Source organism: Rhizobium sp. NLR22b, from assembly GCF_019685295.1.
Taxonomy (GTDB): Bacteria; Pseudomonadota; Alphaproteobacteria; order Rhizobiales; family Rhizobiaceae; genus Rhizobium.
Genome location: NZ_JABDWM010000008.1, coordinates 229,365 through 246,618, shown reverse-complemented (window position 1 = coordinate 246,618; position 17,254 = coordinate 229,365). Strand labels below are relative to the sequence as shown.

20 protein-coding genes are annotated in these 17,254 nt (G+C 63.0%); 5 read left to right on the top strand and 15 right to left on the bottom strand.

Features of this window, described 5'->3' with window-relative positions; genetic code table 11:
- Nucleotides 1–145: 145 nt before the first annotated feature.
- Nucleotides 146–340 (bottom strand): hypothetical protein, encoded by a 195-nt coding sequence (locus tag HJC00_RS15615; RefSeq protein WP_221155498.1) that lies wholly within the window; start codon nt 338–340, stop codon nt 146–148.
- On the opposite strand from HJC00_RS15615, the gene HJC00_RS15610 reads away from it, so the two are divergent.
- Both HJC00_RS15610 and HJC00_RS15605 read left to right on the top strand, forming a co-directional pair.
- The gene (locus HJC00_RS15610; protein WP_221164324.1) at nt 339–1,931 is read left to right on the top strand and encodes an ABC-F family ATP-binding cassette domain-containing protein; all 1,593 of its coding nucleotides are present in this window, start codon (nt 339–341) and stop codon (nt 1,929–1,931) included. The two genes, HJC00_RS15615 and HJC00_RS15610, sit on opposite strands and share 2 nt — an antisense overlap.
- 388 nt (nt 1,932–2,319) lie before the next feature.
- Nucleotides 2,320–3,840, top strand: coding sequence for an ABC-F family ATP-binding cassette domain-containing protein (locus HJC00_RS15605; protein ID WP_221164323.1), 1,521 nt, complete (start codon nt 2,320–2,322; stop codon nt 3,838–3,840).
- Between the two features lie 207 nt (nt 3,841–4,047).
- Here the strand turns inward: HJC00_RS15605 and HJC00_RS15600 are convergent, their stop codons facing one another.
- The 3 genes from HJC00_RS15600 to HJC00_RS15590 are packed head-to-tail and all read right to left on the bottom strand — an operon-like array spanning nt 4,048 to nt 6,116.
- Complete coding sequence (locus HJC00_RS15600) at nt 4,048–4,827, bottom strand: VOC family protein (RefSeq protein WP_210628670.1); 780 nt, start codon at nt 4,825–4,827, stop codon at nt 4,048–4,050.
- 50 nt (nt 4,828–4,877) lie between these two features.
- Entirely contained in the window at nt 4,878–5,345 is a 468-nt protein-coding gene (locus tag HJC00_RS15595; RefSeq protein WP_210628671.1) for a DUF1579 domain-containing protein, read from the bottom strand.
- A 42-nt stretch (nt 5,346–5,387) separates the two neighbouring features.
- Nucleotides 5,388–6,116 carry a thioredoxin family protein gene (locus HJC00_RS15590; RefSeq protein ID WP_210628672.1) on the bottom strand — a complete coding sequence of 243 codons (729 nt, stop codon included), beginning with the start codon at nt 6,114–6,116 and terminating at the stop codon, nt 5,388–5,390.
- An 88-nt stretch (nt 6,117–6,204) separates the two neighbouring features.
- Here HJC00_RS15590 and HJC00_RS15585 point away from each other — a divergent pair, with 88 nt between their 5' ends.
- Nucleotides 6,205–6,726: a MarR family winged helix-turn-helix transcriptional regulator gene (locus HJC00_RS15585; protein ID WP_210628673.1), complete on the top strand. Its 522-nt coding sequence runs from the start codon at nt 6,205–6,207 to the stop codon at nt 6,724–6,726.
- A 167-nt stretch (nt 6,727–6,893) separates the two neighbouring features.
- On the opposite strand, the gene HJC00_RS15580 is transcribed toward HJC00_RS15585, so the two are convergent.
- Nucleotides 6,894–7,316: an organic hydroperoxide resistance protein gene (locus HJC00_RS15580; protein WP_003580247.1), complete on the bottom strand. Its 423-nt coding sequence runs from the start codon at nt 7,314–7,316 to the stop codon at nt 6,894–6,896.
- Nucleotides 7,317–7,441: 125 nt separating this feature from the next.
- Here HJC00_RS15580 and HJC00_RS15575 point away from each other — a divergent pair, with 125 nt between their 5' ends.
- Nucleotides 7,442–7,924, top strand: coding sequence for a MarR family winged helix-turn-helix transcriptional regulator (locus HJC00_RS15575; protein WP_221164322.1), 483 nt, complete (start codon nt 7,442–7,444; stop codon nt 7,922–7,924).
- A gap of 39 nt (nt 7,925–7,963) precedes the next feature.
- Here HJC00_RS15575 and HJC00_RS15570 read toward each other — a convergent pair whose 3' ends face one another.
- The 10 genes from HJC00_RS15570 to HJC00_RS15525 all read right to left on the bottom strand — a co-directional run bounded on the left by HJC00_RS15570 (nt 7,964) and on the right by HJC00_RS15525 (nt 16,158).
- Entirely contained in the window at nt 7,964–8,200 is a 237-nt protein-coding gene (locus tag HJC00_RS15570) for a hypothetical protein (protein ID WP_210628675.1), read from the bottom strand.
- Between the two features lie 140 nt (nt 8,201–8,340).
- Nucleotides 8,341–8,577, bottom strand: coding sequence for a 30S ribosomal protein S21 (gene rpsU / locus HJC00_RS15565; RefSeq protein WP_011424510.1), 237 nt, complete (start codon nt 8,575–8,577; stop codon nt 8,341–8,343).
- A gap of 56 nt (nt 8,578–8,633) precedes the next feature.
- Nucleotides 8,634–8,918: a cold-shock protein gene (locus HJC00_RS15560; protein ID WP_221155484.1), complete on the bottom strand. Its 285-nt coding sequence runs from the start codon at nt 8,916–8,918 to the stop codon at nt 8,634–8,636.
- A 167-nt stretch (nt 8,919–9,085) separates the two neighbouring features.
- Nucleotides 9,086–9,295 (bottom strand): cold-shock protein, encoded by a 210-nt coding sequence (locus HJC00_RS15555; protein WP_011424508.1) that lies wholly within the window; start codon nt 9,293–9,295, stop codon nt 9,086–9,088.
- 256 nt (nt 9,296–9,551) lie between these two features.
- A complete protein-coding gene (locus HJC00_RS15550) occupies nt 9,552–10,286 on the bottom strand; it encodes a L,D-transpeptidase (protein ID WP_210628677.1) in 735 nt (244 codons plus the stop codon).
- 141 nt (nt 10,287–10,427) lie between these two features.
- The gene (locus tag HJC00_RS15545; protein WP_221164321.1) at nt 10,428–11,234 is read right to left on the bottom strand and encodes a L,D-transpeptidase; all 807 of its coding nucleotides are present in this window, start codon (nt 11,232–11,234) and stop codon (nt 10,428–10,430) included.
- A gap of 122 nt (nt 11,235–11,356) precedes the next feature.
- Nucleotides 11,357–12,280: a S9 family peptidase gene (locus HJC00_RS15540; protein ID WP_210628679.1), complete on the bottom strand. Its 924-nt coding sequence runs from the start codon at nt 12,278–12,280 to the stop codon at nt 11,357–11,359.
- A gap of 119 nt (nt 12,281–12,399) precedes the next feature.
- Nucleotides 12,400–14,025 (bottom strand): cisplatin damage response ATP-dependent DNA ligase, encoded by a 1,626-nt coding sequence (locus tag HJC00_RS15535; protein WP_221164320.1) that lies wholly within the window; start codon nt 14,023–14,025, stop codon nt 12,400–12,402.
- Nucleotides 14,026–14,292: 267 nt separating this feature from the next.
- Nucleotides 14,293–15,303, bottom strand: coding sequence for a ligase-associated DNA damage response exonuclease (locus tag HJC00_RS15530; RefSeq protein WP_210628681.1), 1,011 nt, complete (start codon nt 15,301–15,303; stop codon nt 14,293–14,295).
- A gap of 51 nt (nt 15,304–15,354) precedes the next feature.
- Nucleotides 15,355–16,158, bottom strand: coding sequence for an alpha/beta fold hydrolase (locus HJC00_RS15525; RefSeq protein ID WP_221146832.1), 804 nt, complete (start codon nt 16,156–16,158; stop codon nt 15,355–15,357).
- Nucleotides 16,159–16,280: 122 nt separating this feature from the next.
- Here HJC00_RS15525 and HJC00_RS15520 point away from each other — a divergent pair, with 122 nt between their 5' ends.
- Nucleotides 16,281–17,252, top strand: coding sequence for a glycerophosphodiester phosphodiesterase family protein (locus HJC00_RS15520; RefSeq protein WP_210628683.1), 972 nt, complete (start codon nt 16,281–16,283; stop codon nt 17,250–17,252).
- The last annotated feature ends 2 nt before the right edge of the window (nt 17,253–17,254 follow it).

The window sequence follows — 17,254 nt, the reverse complement described above, 5'->3', positions numbered from 1 at the left end:
GAGCCCTTCATCCGCCTGCCGACACCGACCGGGTCGAGCCACTGGTCTCGACCCGTCCTTCGGAAGCCGCAAACGGGGCGAAGGGACCATACCGCGACCTATCCATTCCCCACCAGTCTCTCGCAGGGCACGTCCCCTCTCCCCGTCAGAAACGGGAGAGGGTGAGGGGCATCGGCACGGTTTGCCGGAGAGAATGCAGAATCGCCGCTTTACCTTGAACTTTCGGCCTTTCTTTCCTAAATTGCCCGGCATCGACCATTTCAACAGGATGTGTGCCGCAATGGATCTCAACCCGATCGCAATGCCAGTTCGCCTTGCCAACGGGGAAATCCATATCCATGCCTGCCTCCATCACTCTCTCGCAAATCTCCTGGGCCACGCCTGACGGGCGGCCGCTTTTTTCCGATCTCGACCTCAGTTTCGGCAGGGACCGCAGCGGTCTCGTCGGACGCAACGGCGTCGGCAAAACGACGCTGCTGAAGCTCGTCTCCGGTCAGATCCAACCTCAGTCGGGGACGGTTTCAGTCAGTGGCAGTCTCGGCGTACTGCGCCAGAGCGTCCAGGTCACGCCTAGCGAAACCATTGCCGATCTCTTCGGCGCGGCCGGGGCGCTCCCGCTTCTTCGGCGTGCCGAAGCCGGCGCGGCAACGGCCGACGAGCTTGCTTCGGCGGACTGGACGCTGGAGGCGCGGATCGCCGCCGCGCTCAAGCGGACGGGGCTCGACGCGGAGCCGCAGACGCCGCTTGCCGTACTCTCTGGCGGGCAGCGCACACGCGCCGCTCTTGCCGCGCTTATCTTCGGCGAGCCGGACTTCCTGCTGCTCGACGAGCCGACAAACAATCTCGACCGCGAAGGCCGCGACGCGGTGATCACGCTGATTTCAGGCTGGCGGGCCGGCGCGGTCATCGTCAGCCATGATCGGGAATTGCTCGATAGCGTCGATCAGATTGTCGAGCTGACCTCGCTCGGCGCGACACGCTACGGCGGCAACTGGAGCCATTATCGCGAACGCAAGGCGCTTGAGCTGGCCGCCGCCCGGCATGATCTTGCCGATGCCGAAAGTCGCATGACGGAGGTGGCCAGGAAGGCACAGGCGAACGTCGAGCGTCAGGCACAGAGAGACAGCGCCGGGCGGAAGATGGCCGCCAAGGGCGGCATCCCGCGCATCATGCTCGGCGGCATGAAGGAGCGGAGCGAAACCACCGGCGGCGACAATGCCCGTCTTGCCGAACGACGGCGCGCCCAGGCCCTTGAAGAGGCCAAGGCGGCGCGCGAGAAGATCGAGATCCTCCAGCCGCTGCAGGTTAGCTTGCCGCCGACGGGGCTGCCGGCCAGCAAGATCGTGCTGAAGATCGACGGCGTGACGGCAGGTTACCGGCCTGATCAACCCATCATCGACGATCTCTCCTTCGACGTGACCGGACCGGAACGTATCGCCGTCACCGGGCCGAACGGCTCGGGCAAGACGACGCTGCTCGCGCTCATCACCGGCGAGCTGAATGCCTGGTCCGGCACGGTTGCGGTGATGACCGGTTTCGCGATGCTCGACCAGGAGATCGGCCTACTCGATCCATCGGCCTCGATCCGCGACAATTTTCGCCGAATCAATCCGCAAGCCGATGAAAACACCTGCCGGGCCGCGCTCGCCCGCTTCATGTTCAGAGCCGATGCGGCATTGCAGACGGTTTCGACCCTCAGCGGCGGCCAATTGCTGCGGGCCGGTCTTGCCTGCACGCTCGGCGCCGCACCGCCGCCGCTGCTGATCCTGGACGAGCCGACCAACCATCTCGATATCGACTCGATATCTGCCGTCGAGGCGGGGCTCAGCGCCTATGACGGGGCGCTGATCGTCGTCAGCCACGACGAGACGTTTCTCGAAACCATCGGCATAACGCGGCGCCTGGATTTGCCGGGCCCGCGATGCGGGTAGGTGATTTCAGCGGGCAGCAGTGCTCTCCGCCAGCGGCACCTTCCATTCCCTACCCCCGCTTATGAGAGCGCGGCCTCCTCCAACCTCCCTTGCCTCCTTTTGTCGGCAATGGTATTTCCATCCTGCAACCCTTTCGAGAAAGGAGGATCACGCTATGCAGTATTATTTCCGGCATCATCGCCAGCGTGGTCCAGTCAACGCCCTGCAAATGCGTTTGCAGGGCTGACCAGAGACGCTTTCACTCTCTTCCTGGTCTGCCCTTCGTGGCCGATGCGCCGCCGTCGGATGACTGCGCGCATTCCTCTCATTCCCGGGCCCGCAAGACGCAATCCGTGATGGCCTGACGCCACCGATTGCGCCCGCCCCCGGCCAGGACCAGAGAACGAACATGACCCTCATCAATATCCGCAATCTCGGCGTGACGCTCGCCAATCGGCTATTTTCCAACCTCAATCTCGTCGTCAATGCAGGCGACCGCATCGGTCTCGTCGCCGCCAACGGCCGCGGGAAATCCACCCTGCTTGCCTGCATCAACGGCGCGTTGGAGCCGAGCGCGGGCGAGATCACCAAGGCGCGTGGGCTGACGATCGGCCATGTCGCGCAGAATGTGCCGACCGCCCTTTTCGACACGCCGTTCCATGATGCGGTGCTGCAGGCGCTGCCGGCCGATCAGGCCGAAAGCGAGAGCTGGCGCGTCGATGTCGTGCTGGAATCGCTGGAGGTGCCGGAAGTCATGCGCAGCCGGCCGCTGAAGCAATTGAGCGGCGGCTGGCAGCGGCTGGCGATGCTTGCGCGCAGCTGGGTCAGCGAGCCCGACGTGCTGCTGCTCGACGAACCGACCAACCATCTCGACCTCGAAAAGATCGCGCAGCTGGAAAGCTGGCTGAATGCGCTGCCGCGCGAGGTGCCGGTCATCCTCTCCAGCCACGACCGCGCCTTCCTCGATGCGACGACGAACAGGACGCTGTTCCTGCGGCCGGAGCAATCGCCGGTCTTCGCGCTCCCCTATAGCAGAGCACGCGCCGCCCTCGACAAGATCGACGCTTCCGAGGCGCGGCGTTACGAGCGCGACATGAAGGCGGCCGAGCAATTACGCAAGCAGGCGGCCAAGCTCAACAATATTGGCATCAATTCCGGCAGCGACCTGCTGGTCGTCAAGACGAAGCAGCTGAAGCAGCGGGCGGAGAAGCTGGAGGACGCGGCAAAACCGGCCCATCTCGAGCGCTCGGCCGGCGCCATCCGGCTTTCCAACCGCGGCACGCATGCCAAGGTGCTGATGACGTTCGACGACGCGGCGGTGACGACGCCGGACGGGACGCTGCTGTTCAAGACCGGCCGCCAATTCATCTGCCAGGGAGACCGCATCGTGCTCCTCGGCCTCAACGGCGCCGGCAAATCACGGCTGGTGTCGATGCTGAAACAAGCGATCGACAGACCCGAGGCCGGGCAGAATGGAATCAAGGCGACGCCGTCGCTGGTTCTCGGCTATGGCGATCAGGCGCTGGCCGATCTTGCCGACAAGGATACGCCGATCGGCACGATCATCCGCCGCTTCGATGTCGGCGACCAGCGGGCGCGGGCACTGCTCGCCGGAGCCGGCATGACGATCGACATGCAGTCAAAGCCGATCGGCCAGCTTTCCGGCGGCCAGAAGGCGCGGCTCGGCATGCTGGTGCTCAGGCTGACGGAGCCGAATTTCTATCTGCTCGACGAGCCCACCAACCATCTCGATATCGAGGGACAGGAAGCGCTGGAAAACGAGCTGATGGCGCATGAAGCGAGTTGTCTGCTGGTCTCGCACGACCGCAGCTTCGTGCGGGCGGTTGGAAACCGCTTCTGGTTGATCGAGAAGAAGCGGCTGGTGGAGGTGGAGAGCCCGGAGGGGTTTTTTGCTTCTGTGGCAGTGTGACAAGCTTTTGAGGTCTGGCGTCCGTAGCCCAAAGCGTTTCAGGCGCAAGCCCCTCAGCCCAGCCCTCTCTCCGTTCTGACGGGGAGAGGGGACGTGCCATAAGAGAGGTCGCGTGAAACGGAGAGCTTGCGGCATGTCCCTTCTCCCCGTCAGAACGGGGAGAAGGTGGCGGCAGCCGGATGAGGGGCACGCCGTCCGGCACAGCAGCTACCGCTTCGGCGCCACCAGGCAGAAGAAGGCGCCTTGGGGATCGGTGGCCTGGATGATCCAGCTGCCGCCGGGGACTTCCATCGGGCCGTTGACGACCTTGCCGCCGCCCGATGTGACGCGTTCGATCGCCGCGTCGATGGCGGGAACGATGAAATAGTAGCTCCAGCAGGGCATGGGCACGCTGTCTGGCTTGGTCATCATCCCACCGATCTGCCTGCCATCATGCGAGAAGAGGTAGTAGACGCCCATTGGCCCCATATCCATCTCGCTGTCCTTCGTCCAGCCGAACAGATTGGAATAGAAGGCCAGCGCGTCTTTGCCGTTGCCGGCGTAGAGCTCGTGCCAGCCGATGTTGCCGGGTGCGTCGGGGGCGAGTTCCGGCCACTCCTGTTCCATCGGCGCCGGCGTCATGATGCAAATGACGGCGCCATGCGGGTCGGCGACGACGGCGAAACGGCCTACGCTCGGGATGTCCTGGGGCGGCCGGCGCACCGCCCCGCCATTGGCGGCGAAATCCCTTGCCGTCTGGTCGACATCGTCGACGCCGACATAACCCGTCCAGTTCGGCGGGATGCCCTGACCTTCAAGCTCGGCCGGAAACTCCATCAGGCCGGCGACGCCGATGCCGTTCGCCTCGAAGATCGTATAGGTCGGCATGCCCTCCACCTGCATGTCCGAGGTGGTCCAGCCGACGACGGAACTGTAGAATTTCGCGGCGGCTGCGGTGTCTGATGTCATCAGCTCACACCAGATGAACTTTCCATGCGTCTTGGACATCACGTTCTCCCTCTTGTGACGCCACCCTTTCGCTGGGGGCGCCGTGATTGTCAGATTCTGCGGATGTAATGTGCTTCCATGAACTGCTTCCACGAACCGTCCTCCTGCTTGGCGCTGGAGGTGAAAGTGCGGTGATTGTCGTCGATGAAGGTGATCCGCTCGCGGTAATCGGCAAGGCCATCGCCGCTGAAGTCTGGTCCTGTCGTATAGAGGTCGAGAACATTGCCGGAGGCGTCGACCTCGCCCTCATAGACCCACATATAGTCCATCATGCTGCCGATCCAGCTGCCGACATATCTGCCCTTCTCGGCGTTGTAGCCGAGCGTCAGGATCGTGGTGGCCCGCTTGCCATTCGGCATGAGGCCGGTTCCTTCGGCGACGAACCAGATGCCGTGCAGCGAACGCACGGTCTCCGTCCAGTCGTTGCCGTCGGACATCTCGGGTGCGGTGACGCTCCAGTCGCCGACCAGTCTTTCCAAAAAAGAATGCTCCTTCAGCACTTCGGCCGTTTTCATCATCGCTTCTCCCTTCGGGTGACGATATTCCAGATGTTTGATGGCTCAGTGACAGCAGGACGAGGTCTTCGGAGCATCCTCATATTCGTCGTGGCGGCGCACGAAATTCATCGTGCTTTCCTCGTTGCGGCCCTTCGGCGCGCGGTCGAGGATCATCAGGGTGCCGATCAGTTCTTCCGGCCCGCGGGCATAGCTCGAATAGGTATGAAAGACCTCGCCCTTGTCGTTGCGGTAGAAGGCGCTGAGGCCGGGCAGCTCGTCATGAGCCTCAGCCGGCTCGATAGCAGTGAAATTGTAGAAGACTTTGTCTTTGGCAAGGTCCTCCGGACTGAAAGAGACGTGATAATCGAAATTGAAATCGCTGCCGAAGGATGAGACCCAGGGGAATTTCCAGCCCATGCGCTTTTTATAGGCGGCGATCTTCTCGAGCGGGGCACGGGAAACAGCGACCCAGGTGACGTCGTGATGGTTGAGATGCGGCAGAGCGCCATCGACGTGATCCGACAGGAAGGAGCAGCCGGGGCAGCCGGCCTGCCAGCCGGGACCGAGCATGAAATGATAGATCAAAAGCTGGCTGCGGCCATCGAAGAGATCGGCGAGCGACTTCTTTCCCTCGGGTGTTTCGAAGACGTAATCCTTGTCAACCTTCACCCAGGGAAGTGCCATGCGGGCGGCGTTGATGCTGTCGCGCAGCTTCGTCGCCTCCTTCTCCTTCAGCAGCAGGGCGCGGCGGGCCTCCAGCCATTCCTCGCGGGAAACTACTTCGTTCTGCATGAACTGCGCCCTCCTCCGGCGCCCGCCGGTGAAGCCGGCTCAGCTCCTTCTCCTTGACTAATTGCATTGATATCAATAGAAATTGAGCATGTCAAATTCGATCGAGATCCCGTTTTCGACGACGCTGCTGGTGCGCGACACCTGCCTCTGCCTGCATGTGCAGCGGGCGGCACGCGCGCTTGCCCGGTTGTTCGATGATGCGTTGCGGCCGGCCGGCCTCACCAACGGACAGTTTTCCCTGATGATGTCGCTGAACCGGCCGGAACCGCCCCCGATGGGGCCGGTCGCCGCCCTGCTCGCCATGGACCAGACGACGCTGACGGCGGCGCTGAAGCCCTTACAGCGCAGGGGCTGGGTGACGGTGGCGGAGAACCCGAAGGACAGGCGCGGCCGGCTGCTCAGCCTTACTGCGGAAGGCAAGGCGGTGCTGGCAACGGCGTTGCCGATCTGGGAAAGCACGCATGCGGCCCTCGACGACGGATTGCCGGGCGGCGGCGTTGGGCGGCTGCGGCAGGATCTGCAGGCGCTGTCCGGGGCGACGGTGGAAGCGCCGAAACCGGCTGAGGGGTCGCGCCGGCCGCGTCAAAGTGGACGGGCGACGGGCGATTAGAGTGACCTGCCCCTCATCCCGGCTGCCGGCACCTTCTCCCCGTTGTGACGGCGAGAAGGGATATGCCGCAAGCTCTCCGTTCCACGCCGATCTTCGCAGGGCACTCCCCTCTCCCCGTCAGAATGGGGAGAGGGTTGCAGTGAGGGGCAAATCGCAGGTCGCTGCGATCAGGCGACGGTGACCGGTACTTCGGTCGAGGTGCGCATGGCGTGGCTGTAGGGGCAGACGATGTGGGCCGCGGCGGCGAGCTTTTCGGCGGTCTCGCGGTCGAGGCCCGGGATATTGACCGTCAGGGCCACTTCGATGCCGAAGCCGGTGCCGTCTTCGCGCGGGCCGATGCCGACCTTGGCGGAGACGGTCGTGTCCTCGGGAATCTTGACCTTCTGCTGGCCTGCAACAAATTTCAAGGCACCGAGGAAGCAGGCGGAATAGCCGGCAGCAAAGAGCTGTTCGGGATTGGTGCCGGTCGCGCCGTCGCCGCCGAGTTCCTTTGGAACGGTCAGCGTCACGTCCAGAACGCCGTTTTCGGATACGGCGCGGCCGGCGCGGCCGCCGGTGGCAGAGGCTTTGGTCGTATAGAGAATAGGCATGACGATCTCCTTTGGTTGGCCCTTCGATCGGGTTGGAGTTTTACTATAGCACAATTAAATTGTACGCAAGTGAATTTTGCAAATTGCATTTCGCAAGTGGAAAGAGGACAATCGCAGCCTCGGGGATGACGGATATGAAAGCGCAAACGGCAAAGACCATGGAGATACCTGAGGAGGAGAAGCGGCTGGAAAAGCAGCTGTGCTTTGCGGTTTACGCGACGGCGCATGCTTTTACCCGCGCCTATAAACCGATCCTGGACAGGGTCGGCCTTACCTATCCGCAATATCTGGTGATGCTGGTGCTGTGGGAACGCAGCGCCCTACCGGTGAAGACGATCGGCGAGCAGTTGGACCTCGATTCCGGCACGCTGTCGCCGCTGTTGAAACGGCTGGAACAGAGCGGGCTGATCAAGCGCATCCGCGATCTGCGCGACGAGCGGCAGGTGATCGTGTCGCTGACGCTGAAGGGCGAAGCGATGAAGGGAGAGGTCGATATGATCATGACGGCGATCGGGAAAGCCGCCGGCTGCACGATCGAGGAAATGGCCGAGATGCGCGACATGCTGCATCGGCTGCGGGCCAATCTCGGCCGGGCCGGCGACGGCTGAAAGCCCCTGCCCCGCGCCGGTGTGACGTCTGCGGCGGGATCAGGACCGCCGGGTGGCGGTCTTCGCCGTCGAGCGGCGCTTTTTTGCAGGCGCAGGTGCGGCATCCGCGTCTTCGGCGGCCTGCTGCAGACGAAGCGCCCTCAGCTTCTCCGTCTTCTTGTCACGGGCCGATGCCTCGGCCGCAATAATGGCGCGCGCCGTGTGATCGGTCGCTTCGGCCTTGTCGCGAGACGAAAGCTTGGCGGGATTGAAGAATTCTCCCTTGGTGGCGGTCATGTGCCCCCTTTCTCAGGTGATGGCGGCGTTTGATCCTTGCATTTCGGATGCCAACATCATTTTACGGCCGGGACGTAATTCCACAAAGCCGAGATGTGGCGACCGGCCCGTAACACCAGGGCCGGCATGCCACGGCCGGATCAGCGAGCGCGGACAGCCTTCTTCGGCGCCGGCAGCAGGCCCTCGCGCTGCAGCTTCTTGCGGGCAAGCTTGCGCTGGCGGCGAACGGCCTCCCCCTTTTCGCGGGCACGCTTCTCCGACGGCTTCTCATAAGCGCTGCGCGCTTTCATTTCCCGAAAAAGCCCTTCACGCTGCATCTTTTTCTTAAGCACGCGCAACGCCTGATCGACATTGTTATCCCTAACGAGTACCTGCAAACGAATATCCTTCCTGTCGGCGGCGAGGCCGCTGTCATATAATAAAAAATGGCGGGCTACTTGCCCATGCGGATTCCCGAAAATTTCAGCCACGGCTCGGCGTCATCGGCTTTGGCAGCCGCCTCAAGTGACGCCGCCCGTGGCGGTTCCCCGATGTCGATATCGTCATCGGTAATGCGGCGCTCGAAATTCTCGCCGGTGAACTGGACGCGATATTGCACGTGCCCGTGATCGTTGGGCAGGATGCTGGCGATCCGGCACCGCTTGTCTGCCTTTGCCGTGCGGGTCATGCCGGACTTCAGCACGATCATGTCGCCGACCTTGTAGCTTGGTCTGCTCATTCTGCGTCCCTCAACTCTTCGGCTGCTCAATTTCAAAACAAAAGGCCGGGCTTGAACCCGACCTCTTCCAGTCATTCAGCCACCAAGCTGCCTTTGATGGTCAGCGCGCTGCCAGTACATCCGTGGTCAGCGCGCCGCAATCTGTGGCCAGCCAAGGCGAACGACAATCATGCGGCCTGAAGGTTATCGGCCGAATTCTTGCCGGACCGCTTGTCGCGGACCAGGTCGTAGCGGACCTTCTGACCTTCGGTGAGTTCGCGCATGCCGGCACGTTCGACTGCCGAAATATGGACGAAAACGTCGGTGGAACCATCATCGGGCTGGATGAAGCCAAAACCCTTGGTGCCATTGAACCACTTGACGACGCCTGAATTCATAACGATCTCCTTTTCAACCGTTTGAGTGCGCCCGGGAACGATTCCGCGGGCAATATCGATGTTGAGACGAGATCTGACGAAGCGCTTTCAGCGCATGGACAAAGAGTCACAAGCAATATTCGATACGCCACATGTAGGGGGTTTGTCGAATTAAGCAATGGATTTTCGAAAATAAATTCCTCTACAGGCAGCGAATGAGAAAGCCTTTGCCGAAAAGATTGCCTTGGGCGGCCGGCTGGCGACCGCCCCGGCGGTATCACTGCCACACGACGATCGGCGCCTTTGTCGGAACGCGGTCGTAGAGATCGATGATATCCTGGTTCAACAGCCTGACGCAGCCCGAGGAGACGGCCTTGCCGATCGAGCGCCAGTCGGGATTGCCGTGCAGGCGGTAGAGCGTGTCCTCGCCGTTCGAGAAGATATAGAGGGCGCGTGCGCCGAGCGGGTTCTTCAGACCCGGCTCCATGCCGCCGTTCTCGATAGAATATTTGACCAGTTCCGGCTGCCGGGCAACCATCTCGTTCGGCGGCTTCCAACGCGGCCATCTCTGACGCCACTGGATGACGCCCGATCCCTGCCAGGCGAAGCCCTCGCGGCCGATGCCGACGCCGTAGCGCATCGCCATGCCGTCGGCCTGGACGAGATAGAGGAAGCGCGACGGCGTATCGACCACGATCGTGCCTGGCGGCTGGCCGGTGGGGTCGAGGACACGCTGGCGATAGTAGCGCGGATCGATTTCTTCATAGGGAACGGCGGGAATGAGGAAGCCGCCGTCCTCGACGGGTCCGTACATGACGGCAAGCTCCGGACCGCTCGGCACGCTCGACGCTCCCGGTGACTGGAACAGGCGCATCGGCGAGCGGTAGATGATCGACGTGTCGCCGGATGTCACGGTGTTGGCGGAGGAGGCGCAGCCGGCGAGCGCGGAAGCTGCCGTCAGAGCCGAAAGGGAAAGAAAGCTGCGGCGGGAAAGATGTCTATCGGAACTCATGACGCGGGACTGATTTCCTTTTGATGCGGGAATGCTGGAATAACGACATCAAGAAATCTATCGGCTTGCGCCAAATAAACCATAGCTTCACGCAGACGTGTTCCAGCCGGAGCCGACGATATGAAGAGCGCTGTTGCAGCGCTACATCACAACGATCTCGGCCTTGGCGGGAAGCCGGTCGTAGAGATCGACGACATCCTGGTTCAGCATGCGCACGCAGCCCGACGACGTTGCCTTGCCGATCGACTGCCAGTCCGGCGTGCCATGGATGCGGTAAAGGGTGTCCTGCCCGTCCTTGAAAATATACATGGCGCGCGCGCCGAGCGGGTTCTGAAGCCCGGGATTCATGCCGCCATTTTCCGCGGAGAAGGCGCGAACTTCCGGCTGGCGCGAGACCATTTCGACCGGCGGCGTCCAGCGCGGCCATTTCTGCTTCCACTGGATGACGCCGCGGCCCGTCCAGGCGTAGCCATCGCGACCGAGGCCGACACCGTAGCGCATCGCCTTGCCGTTAGCCTCGATCAAATAGAGGAAACGCGCCTTGGTATCGACGAGGACAGTGCCGGGGCGCTCGGTCGTCTGGTAGTCGACCTCCTGGCGCAGGAACTGCGGCTGCACACGGCTGATCGGGATCGCCGGCAGGGTGAAATCCTCGGCGCGCTGCTCGCCATACATTGCCATATGCACGGGATTGGTGAGCGGCAGGCCGTAAGTCTGGTGGAACTGGGTCTTGTAGAGTTCGCGCGTCTGGGGCACCGGCTGATCGGGGATCGGCCGCACCCGGCGCGGATCGACGCCCGGCGGCTGGTAGAAGACCGGCGAGGTTTCCTGAACGAAGCGGGCCGGCGAATCGGCAGCGACATCGGGGATCAGAATGTTGCAGCCGCCGAGCGTCGCGACAGCAATCATAAGCCCGGCAATCGGGAAAACCCGGCGCAGAAAATTCATGGGACCACCCTAATCAACGATCGGCGAGACGGCGATATCTGGCGCGACGATGGCATTCGCGGCTGGTGCGAGGCTGGCGTTCGTCGCGATACAGGACAATGCTGTTTCGCCGACGGCAGAGCTTACGCCGCCACCCCGTGGAAGAAGCGGATGCTCTGTTCGATCTCGGCTGGCAGCGCCGAGGTGTGGTTGCCGGCCACGGTGTCGGTTTCGATATGGACGCCGGCGGCGCGGGCGCGGCGGGCGAGCAGATCGGCGCGGTCGTTGAAATGAGCCTCTTCCGTGCCGTGGACCACCCGGACCGGGCATTTGAAGCTGTGGGCGTAACAGAGCGCCGAGCGTACCTCGAATTCATGCGCATTGCTGTCGTCGAAGCGGATGTCCTGGGGATAGCGGCTGAAGAAACGGAAGGCGTTGGGATTGCCGGATATCGGCGCGGCGGCGCGGAATTTTTGGGTGCTCATCGCCGTCAGCATGGTGAGCGTGCCGCCGATGCTATGGCCGGCGATGAACAGGCGGCCGGGATCGACACCCGGCAGATGCGCCAGGCGCTCGGCGGCGGCAAGCACGTCGTCGACCTCATCGTAGAAGCCGGAGAAATTGCCCCTCTGGCCGTTTTCGCCGCGCAGCGACGGCATCATCACGACATAGCCGGCGTCGACATAAGGCTTCATCAGCTGCCAGTGGCCGGCCCCCATGGCGTTACCGCCATGCAGGAACAGCACGGCCGGCATGGGCTTGCGCTCGCGCTTGTATCTGGAGACCCAGGCCGCCAGTTCCAGTTCGCCGCCATAGCCGGAACGATAGAATATCTTCTCGGCGTCGGCAGGCGCGGTCAGCGGTTCGTATTTGTCCGGCGCCGGCCCCTTCTGCAGGAGCTTCGTGCGGAACCGCCGGCGGACCGTGGCATAGTCGTACTTGGCAAGGCGCGGCTCGTCCGGCACATCGAAAGCGGCCGCCATGCGCGGCAGGATGAGCGCGCCGGCAAGCCCCGCCAGCACGGCGCGGCGTTGGCGGAAAAAGGAATTTTGTTCATACGAGCTCATGGCGCAGCACCCAAATCATTTCCCCCGGCACGCGAGATTTGCATCGGAAAACCGGTGCCGCCAATACACATGATGTTGAAAATATTGTCCTGCGTCATTGTTGCGCAGGAGCGCAAAGCTCAGCCAGGCTTTGCGTCGATCATCGCGATCAGCGTGCGCAGCCGGTCGGCCTCGTAGGAGGGTTTGTCGGGGCGAAGGCGGGCGATGCGGGGGAAGCGCATGGCGACCCCCGATTTGTGCCGCGTCGAGCGGTTGATGCCTTCGAAGGCCACCTCGACGACGAAGCCGAAATCCCTGTCGGCCCGCACGGCCCGTACCGGGCCGAAACGTTCGGTGGTGTTGTTGCGCACGAACTTGTCGAGCAGCTCGAGCTCGGCATCGGTGAAACCGAAATAGGCCTTTCCCACGGGCACAAGCTGTTCGCCGTCCTCCTCATCGGCCCAGACGCCGAAGGTGAAATCGGAATAGTAGCTGGAGCGCTTGCCGTGGCCGCGCTGCGCATACATCAGCACCGCATCGACATTATAAGGATTGCGCTTCCACTTGAACCAGGGGCCCTTCATGCGGCCCGCCTGGTAGATGCTGTCGCGCCGCTTGATCATCACGCCCTCGATCACCGGATCGGGCGGCGCGGCACGCAGAGCGTCGAGCTCCTCCCATGAGGAGAAAGGCACGAGTGGCGAGAGGTCGAACCGGTCATGGGGGGCGCGCTCGATAATCTCGGCCAGATGCGCGCGGCGGTCGACATAGGCGCGGCCGCGAATATCCTCGTCGCCGGCAAAGAGCAGGTCGTAGGCACGGATAAAGGCGGGGTAGTCGTCGAGCATCTTCGCCGTCACCGTCTTGCGGTTCAGGCGCTGCTGCAGGTCGGAGAAGGTGCGCGTCGGACTGTTGGAGCGGGCAGTGCCGCCGACCAGCAGCTCGCCGTCGACAACGCCGGAAAAATTGATCGCGTCGAGAACATCCGGAAAGGCGCCCGATATGTCGTCGCCCGAGCGCGAATAGATCTTGCGCCTGTCGCCGGAGCGCGACAGCTGGACGCGGATGCCGTCCCATTTCCACTCGGCGGCATAATCGGCCGGCTCGAGACTCGCCAAGTCCCCCTCCTCGACCGCATTGGCGAGCATGACGGAATGGAAGATCGCCGGTGTCGCCAGCGCCGGTTTCTCGCCGCCGCCCGCCAACCACTGAAACAGCGTCTCGTAAGGCGGCTGCAGGCCGTGCCAGAGGGTCTCGATCTCGGTGACGTCCTTGCCGCCGAGATCGGCCAACGCCTGCTTGGCAAGACGGGCGGAAACGCCGATGCGCAGCGCGCCGGTCGCAAGCTTGATGAAGGCGAACCGGCCTGACGAATCCAGCCGGTCAAGCAGATCTCGGACATAGCCGCGCACTTCGGTGCGGCCGAGGCCGTTCATGCGGGTGACGACCTCACCCAGGCGCGGCTGAGCCAGGGCCGAGCGGTCGATATCCCGCTCATTGTCCCAGACGAGCGAGATGGTCTCGGCGAGATCGCCGACATAATCATAGGAATAATGGAACAGCACCTCGTCGATGCGCTCCAGCACCAGGTCGCGCAGCATCGCCGGCTTGACGTTGCGCACCTCCAGCGTGCCGGCGATCGCCGCAAGGCCGTAGCCGCGGTCCGGATCGGGGGTGTCGCGGAAATAATCGGTCAGCAGCTTCAGTTTGCCGTTACGGCTGGGGGTCAGAACCAGGCGATCGAGGAGGTCGGCGAAGGCTTTCATGAGGCCCTCCTTCTGGCATGACGAAGCTCCACAGGAACTCCCTCATTCCCGTGCTCGTCACAGGAATCCAGCGCGCCAAAGTCCTTGGGCGCGGGAGACTCTTCAGGGTCGCAAGAGTTACTCCCCGCGCCGACGCGCGGTGGCTGGATTCCTGTGACGAGCACGCGAATGAGGGAGTGTGAGGCAGACGTCGCCGCCACATCCAGAGTGGCGGTAGAGGCAACAGGGTCGGCTGTAGACAGGTTTAGGGCCAATACGCAGATCATCTCAATCCGCCTCATCCTCATAGCCCACCAGATGCAGCGGCTTCGCCTTGATGCCCTGCAACTGGCACCAGCGCACCAGGGCCTCCTCGCGGCCATGCGTCACCCAGACCTCGGCCGGGTGCAGCTCCCGGATGGTTTCGGTCAGTTCCGGCCAGTCGCAATGGTCGGAGATGACGAGCGGCAGTTCGACGCCGAGCTGTTTGGCGCGCTGACGCACCATCATCCAACCGGAGGCGAAGGCCGGCAGCGGCTCGTTAAAGCGGCGCGCCCAGCGGTCGGCAAAGGCCGATGACGGGCCGATGACGACGGCGCCCTTGAAGGCGGACTTGTCTCGGCTCTCGATCGTGGCGGGTTGCAGCTCGCCGAGATCGACGCCTTGGCCAACGTAATAGTCGCAGAGCTTTTCCATGGCGCCGTGGATATAGATCGGCTCGGCATAACCGGCGTCGCGCAGCAGCCGGATGACGCGCTGGGCCTTGCCGAGCGCATAGGCACCGACCAGATGGGTACGCTCGGGAAATTGGCGGAGCGAAGCCAGCAGCTTGCCGGTCTCATCCATCGGATCGGGATGATGGAAGACCGGCAGGCCGAAGGTCGCCTCGGTGATGAAGACATCGCAGGCGACCGGCACATAAGGGGCGCAGGTCGGATCGGGGCGGCGCTTGTAATCGCCGGAGACGACGATGCGCGTGCCGTCCTTCTCGATAGCGATCTGCGCGGAGCCAAGCACATGGCCGGCGGGATGAAAGCTCACCTTGACGCCGTTGACCAGCAGTTCCTCGTTAAAACCGACTGCCTGCTCACTGGCACAGAAGCCCTCGCCATAACGCAGGCGCATGATGTCGAGCGTCTGACGGGTGGCAAGCACGTTCACATGGCCGGGCCGGGCGTGATCGGAATGGCCGTGGGTGACGAGCGCCCGCTCGACCGGCCGCACCGGATCGACATAGAATCCGCCTTCCGGGCAATAGAGCCCTTCCGGGGCGGGATAAAGCAGCGCATCAGCTCTCATGGACCAAAAGATAGCGGGAAATGGGCGCGGGGCCAGAGGAGGCGATCGTCATCATCTGATCCCGTCGAGAAAGGATAAAATCGCGGCGTTGAACTCCGCCGGCCGCTGCAGCGGCGCGAAATGGCTGACGCCGGGCAGGTAGATCATCTGAGCGTCCGGGATGCTTGCGGCAAGATATTCGGCATGCTCGGCTTTTATGAATTCGTCATGTTGACCGAGCACGATCGCGACCGGAACGCCGATGCGGCCGAGGTCCTCCGCCCCATAATTCGGCTCGGTGCGCATCATCAGGCTGACCGCCTCGACGAAGGAATTGAAATCGTCCGGCGTGGCGGACAATGCCGCATAGTCCTTGGCGTGGCGGCTGAAGCATCGGTCGATGACCGGAGTCGGAACGAATTCCAGCGTGCCGCTCGGATCCATGTTGCAGGCGAAGAAAAAGACGCCCTCGACACGCGACGGCGCCGTCATGGCGAGGATCAGCGCGACGCAGGCGCCGTCGCTCCAGCCGACGAATGCCGCCGTCTCCAGCCGCAGTTCGTCCATCACCGCAAGCACGTCAGCGGCCATCAGCTCATAGCTGTAGGGGCGGGTATCGCGAGTGCTTCGACCATGGCCGCGGCTGTCGATCAGCACGACGCGGCGGCCGCTGGCGAGCAGCGCCGGGACCTGGTAGCCCCAGTTGCCGCTATGGCCTAGGCCGCCATGCAGCAGAATGACGGCAGGGCCTGTGCCGTAGCTCGCATACCAGATGCGGGCGCCGGCGCGCCCGACATGGCCTTCGACAGAAGCCGGCGGCAACGGCGCGGCCCCCTGCGCTTCGAAATGGATGAGTTCGTCGTCCTGTCGTTCCATCGCGATGCCAATCCTTTCCGGCGAATAACCCCGCGCATAGAAAAGCCGGAAAACAGCCCAAGAACAACCAGAATCGCTTTCTAGCTGCTTCCTCTATCGATGCAATCAGGAGGAGCGGAAAGATGGGCAGGAAGCTTTTCCATTGCGCGGCGGCCATCGCGCTCGCAGCCGCCGGCATCTATCTCAACAATACCAGCCTCATTGCCGAGCATCGGCCGGGAAAGCCGGTGCTGCTCGCCCATCGCGGCATCGCCCAGCGGTTCGACGAGACCGATCTGAAGAACGACACCTGCACGGCAAGCCGCATGCTGCCGCCGAAACACGACTATCTGGAAAACACCATCCCCTCGATTCAGGCGGGCTTCGCAGCCGGGGCCGATATCGTCGAGATCGACGTGCATCCGACGACGGACGGCGAATTCGCCGTCTTTCACGACTGGATGCTCGACTGCCGCACCGATGGGCACGGCGTGACGCGCGAGCATTCGATGGCGGAGATGAGGAGGCTCGACATCGGCTACGGCTATACGGCCGATGGCGGCAGGAGCTTTCCTTTTCGCGGCCGGGGTATCGGCATGATGCCGACGCTGGCGCAAGTGCTTTCGACCTTTCCGGATCGGCGCTTCCTCATCAACATCAAAAGCCGCGATCCGTCCGAGGCGGAAAAGCTCGCAGCCGTGCTGAACGGACTAACGGCCGCTCGGCGGGCCGGCATCATCGTCTATGGCGGCGATGAGCCGATCGACGTGCTCGGCCGGCTCGCGCCAGATATCAGAACTGCATCGCGCAAGAGCCTGAAAGGCTGCCTTTTCGGCTATATCGGCTATGGCTGGACCGGCCTCCTGCCTGATGCCTGCAAACATCGGATGATGCTGGTGCCGATCAACATCGCGCCCTGGCTCTGGGGCTGGCCGGACCGCTTTCTCAACCGGATGGACGATGCCGGCACTGAGGTTTTCGTGCTCGGGCCCTATCGCGGCGGCGATTTTTCCACCGGCATCGACGATGCCGCGCAACTGGCGCGGCTGCCGCATAACTATGCGGCAGGCCTATGGACGAATGAGATCGAGGCAATCGGCAAGCTGATGGAATGAGG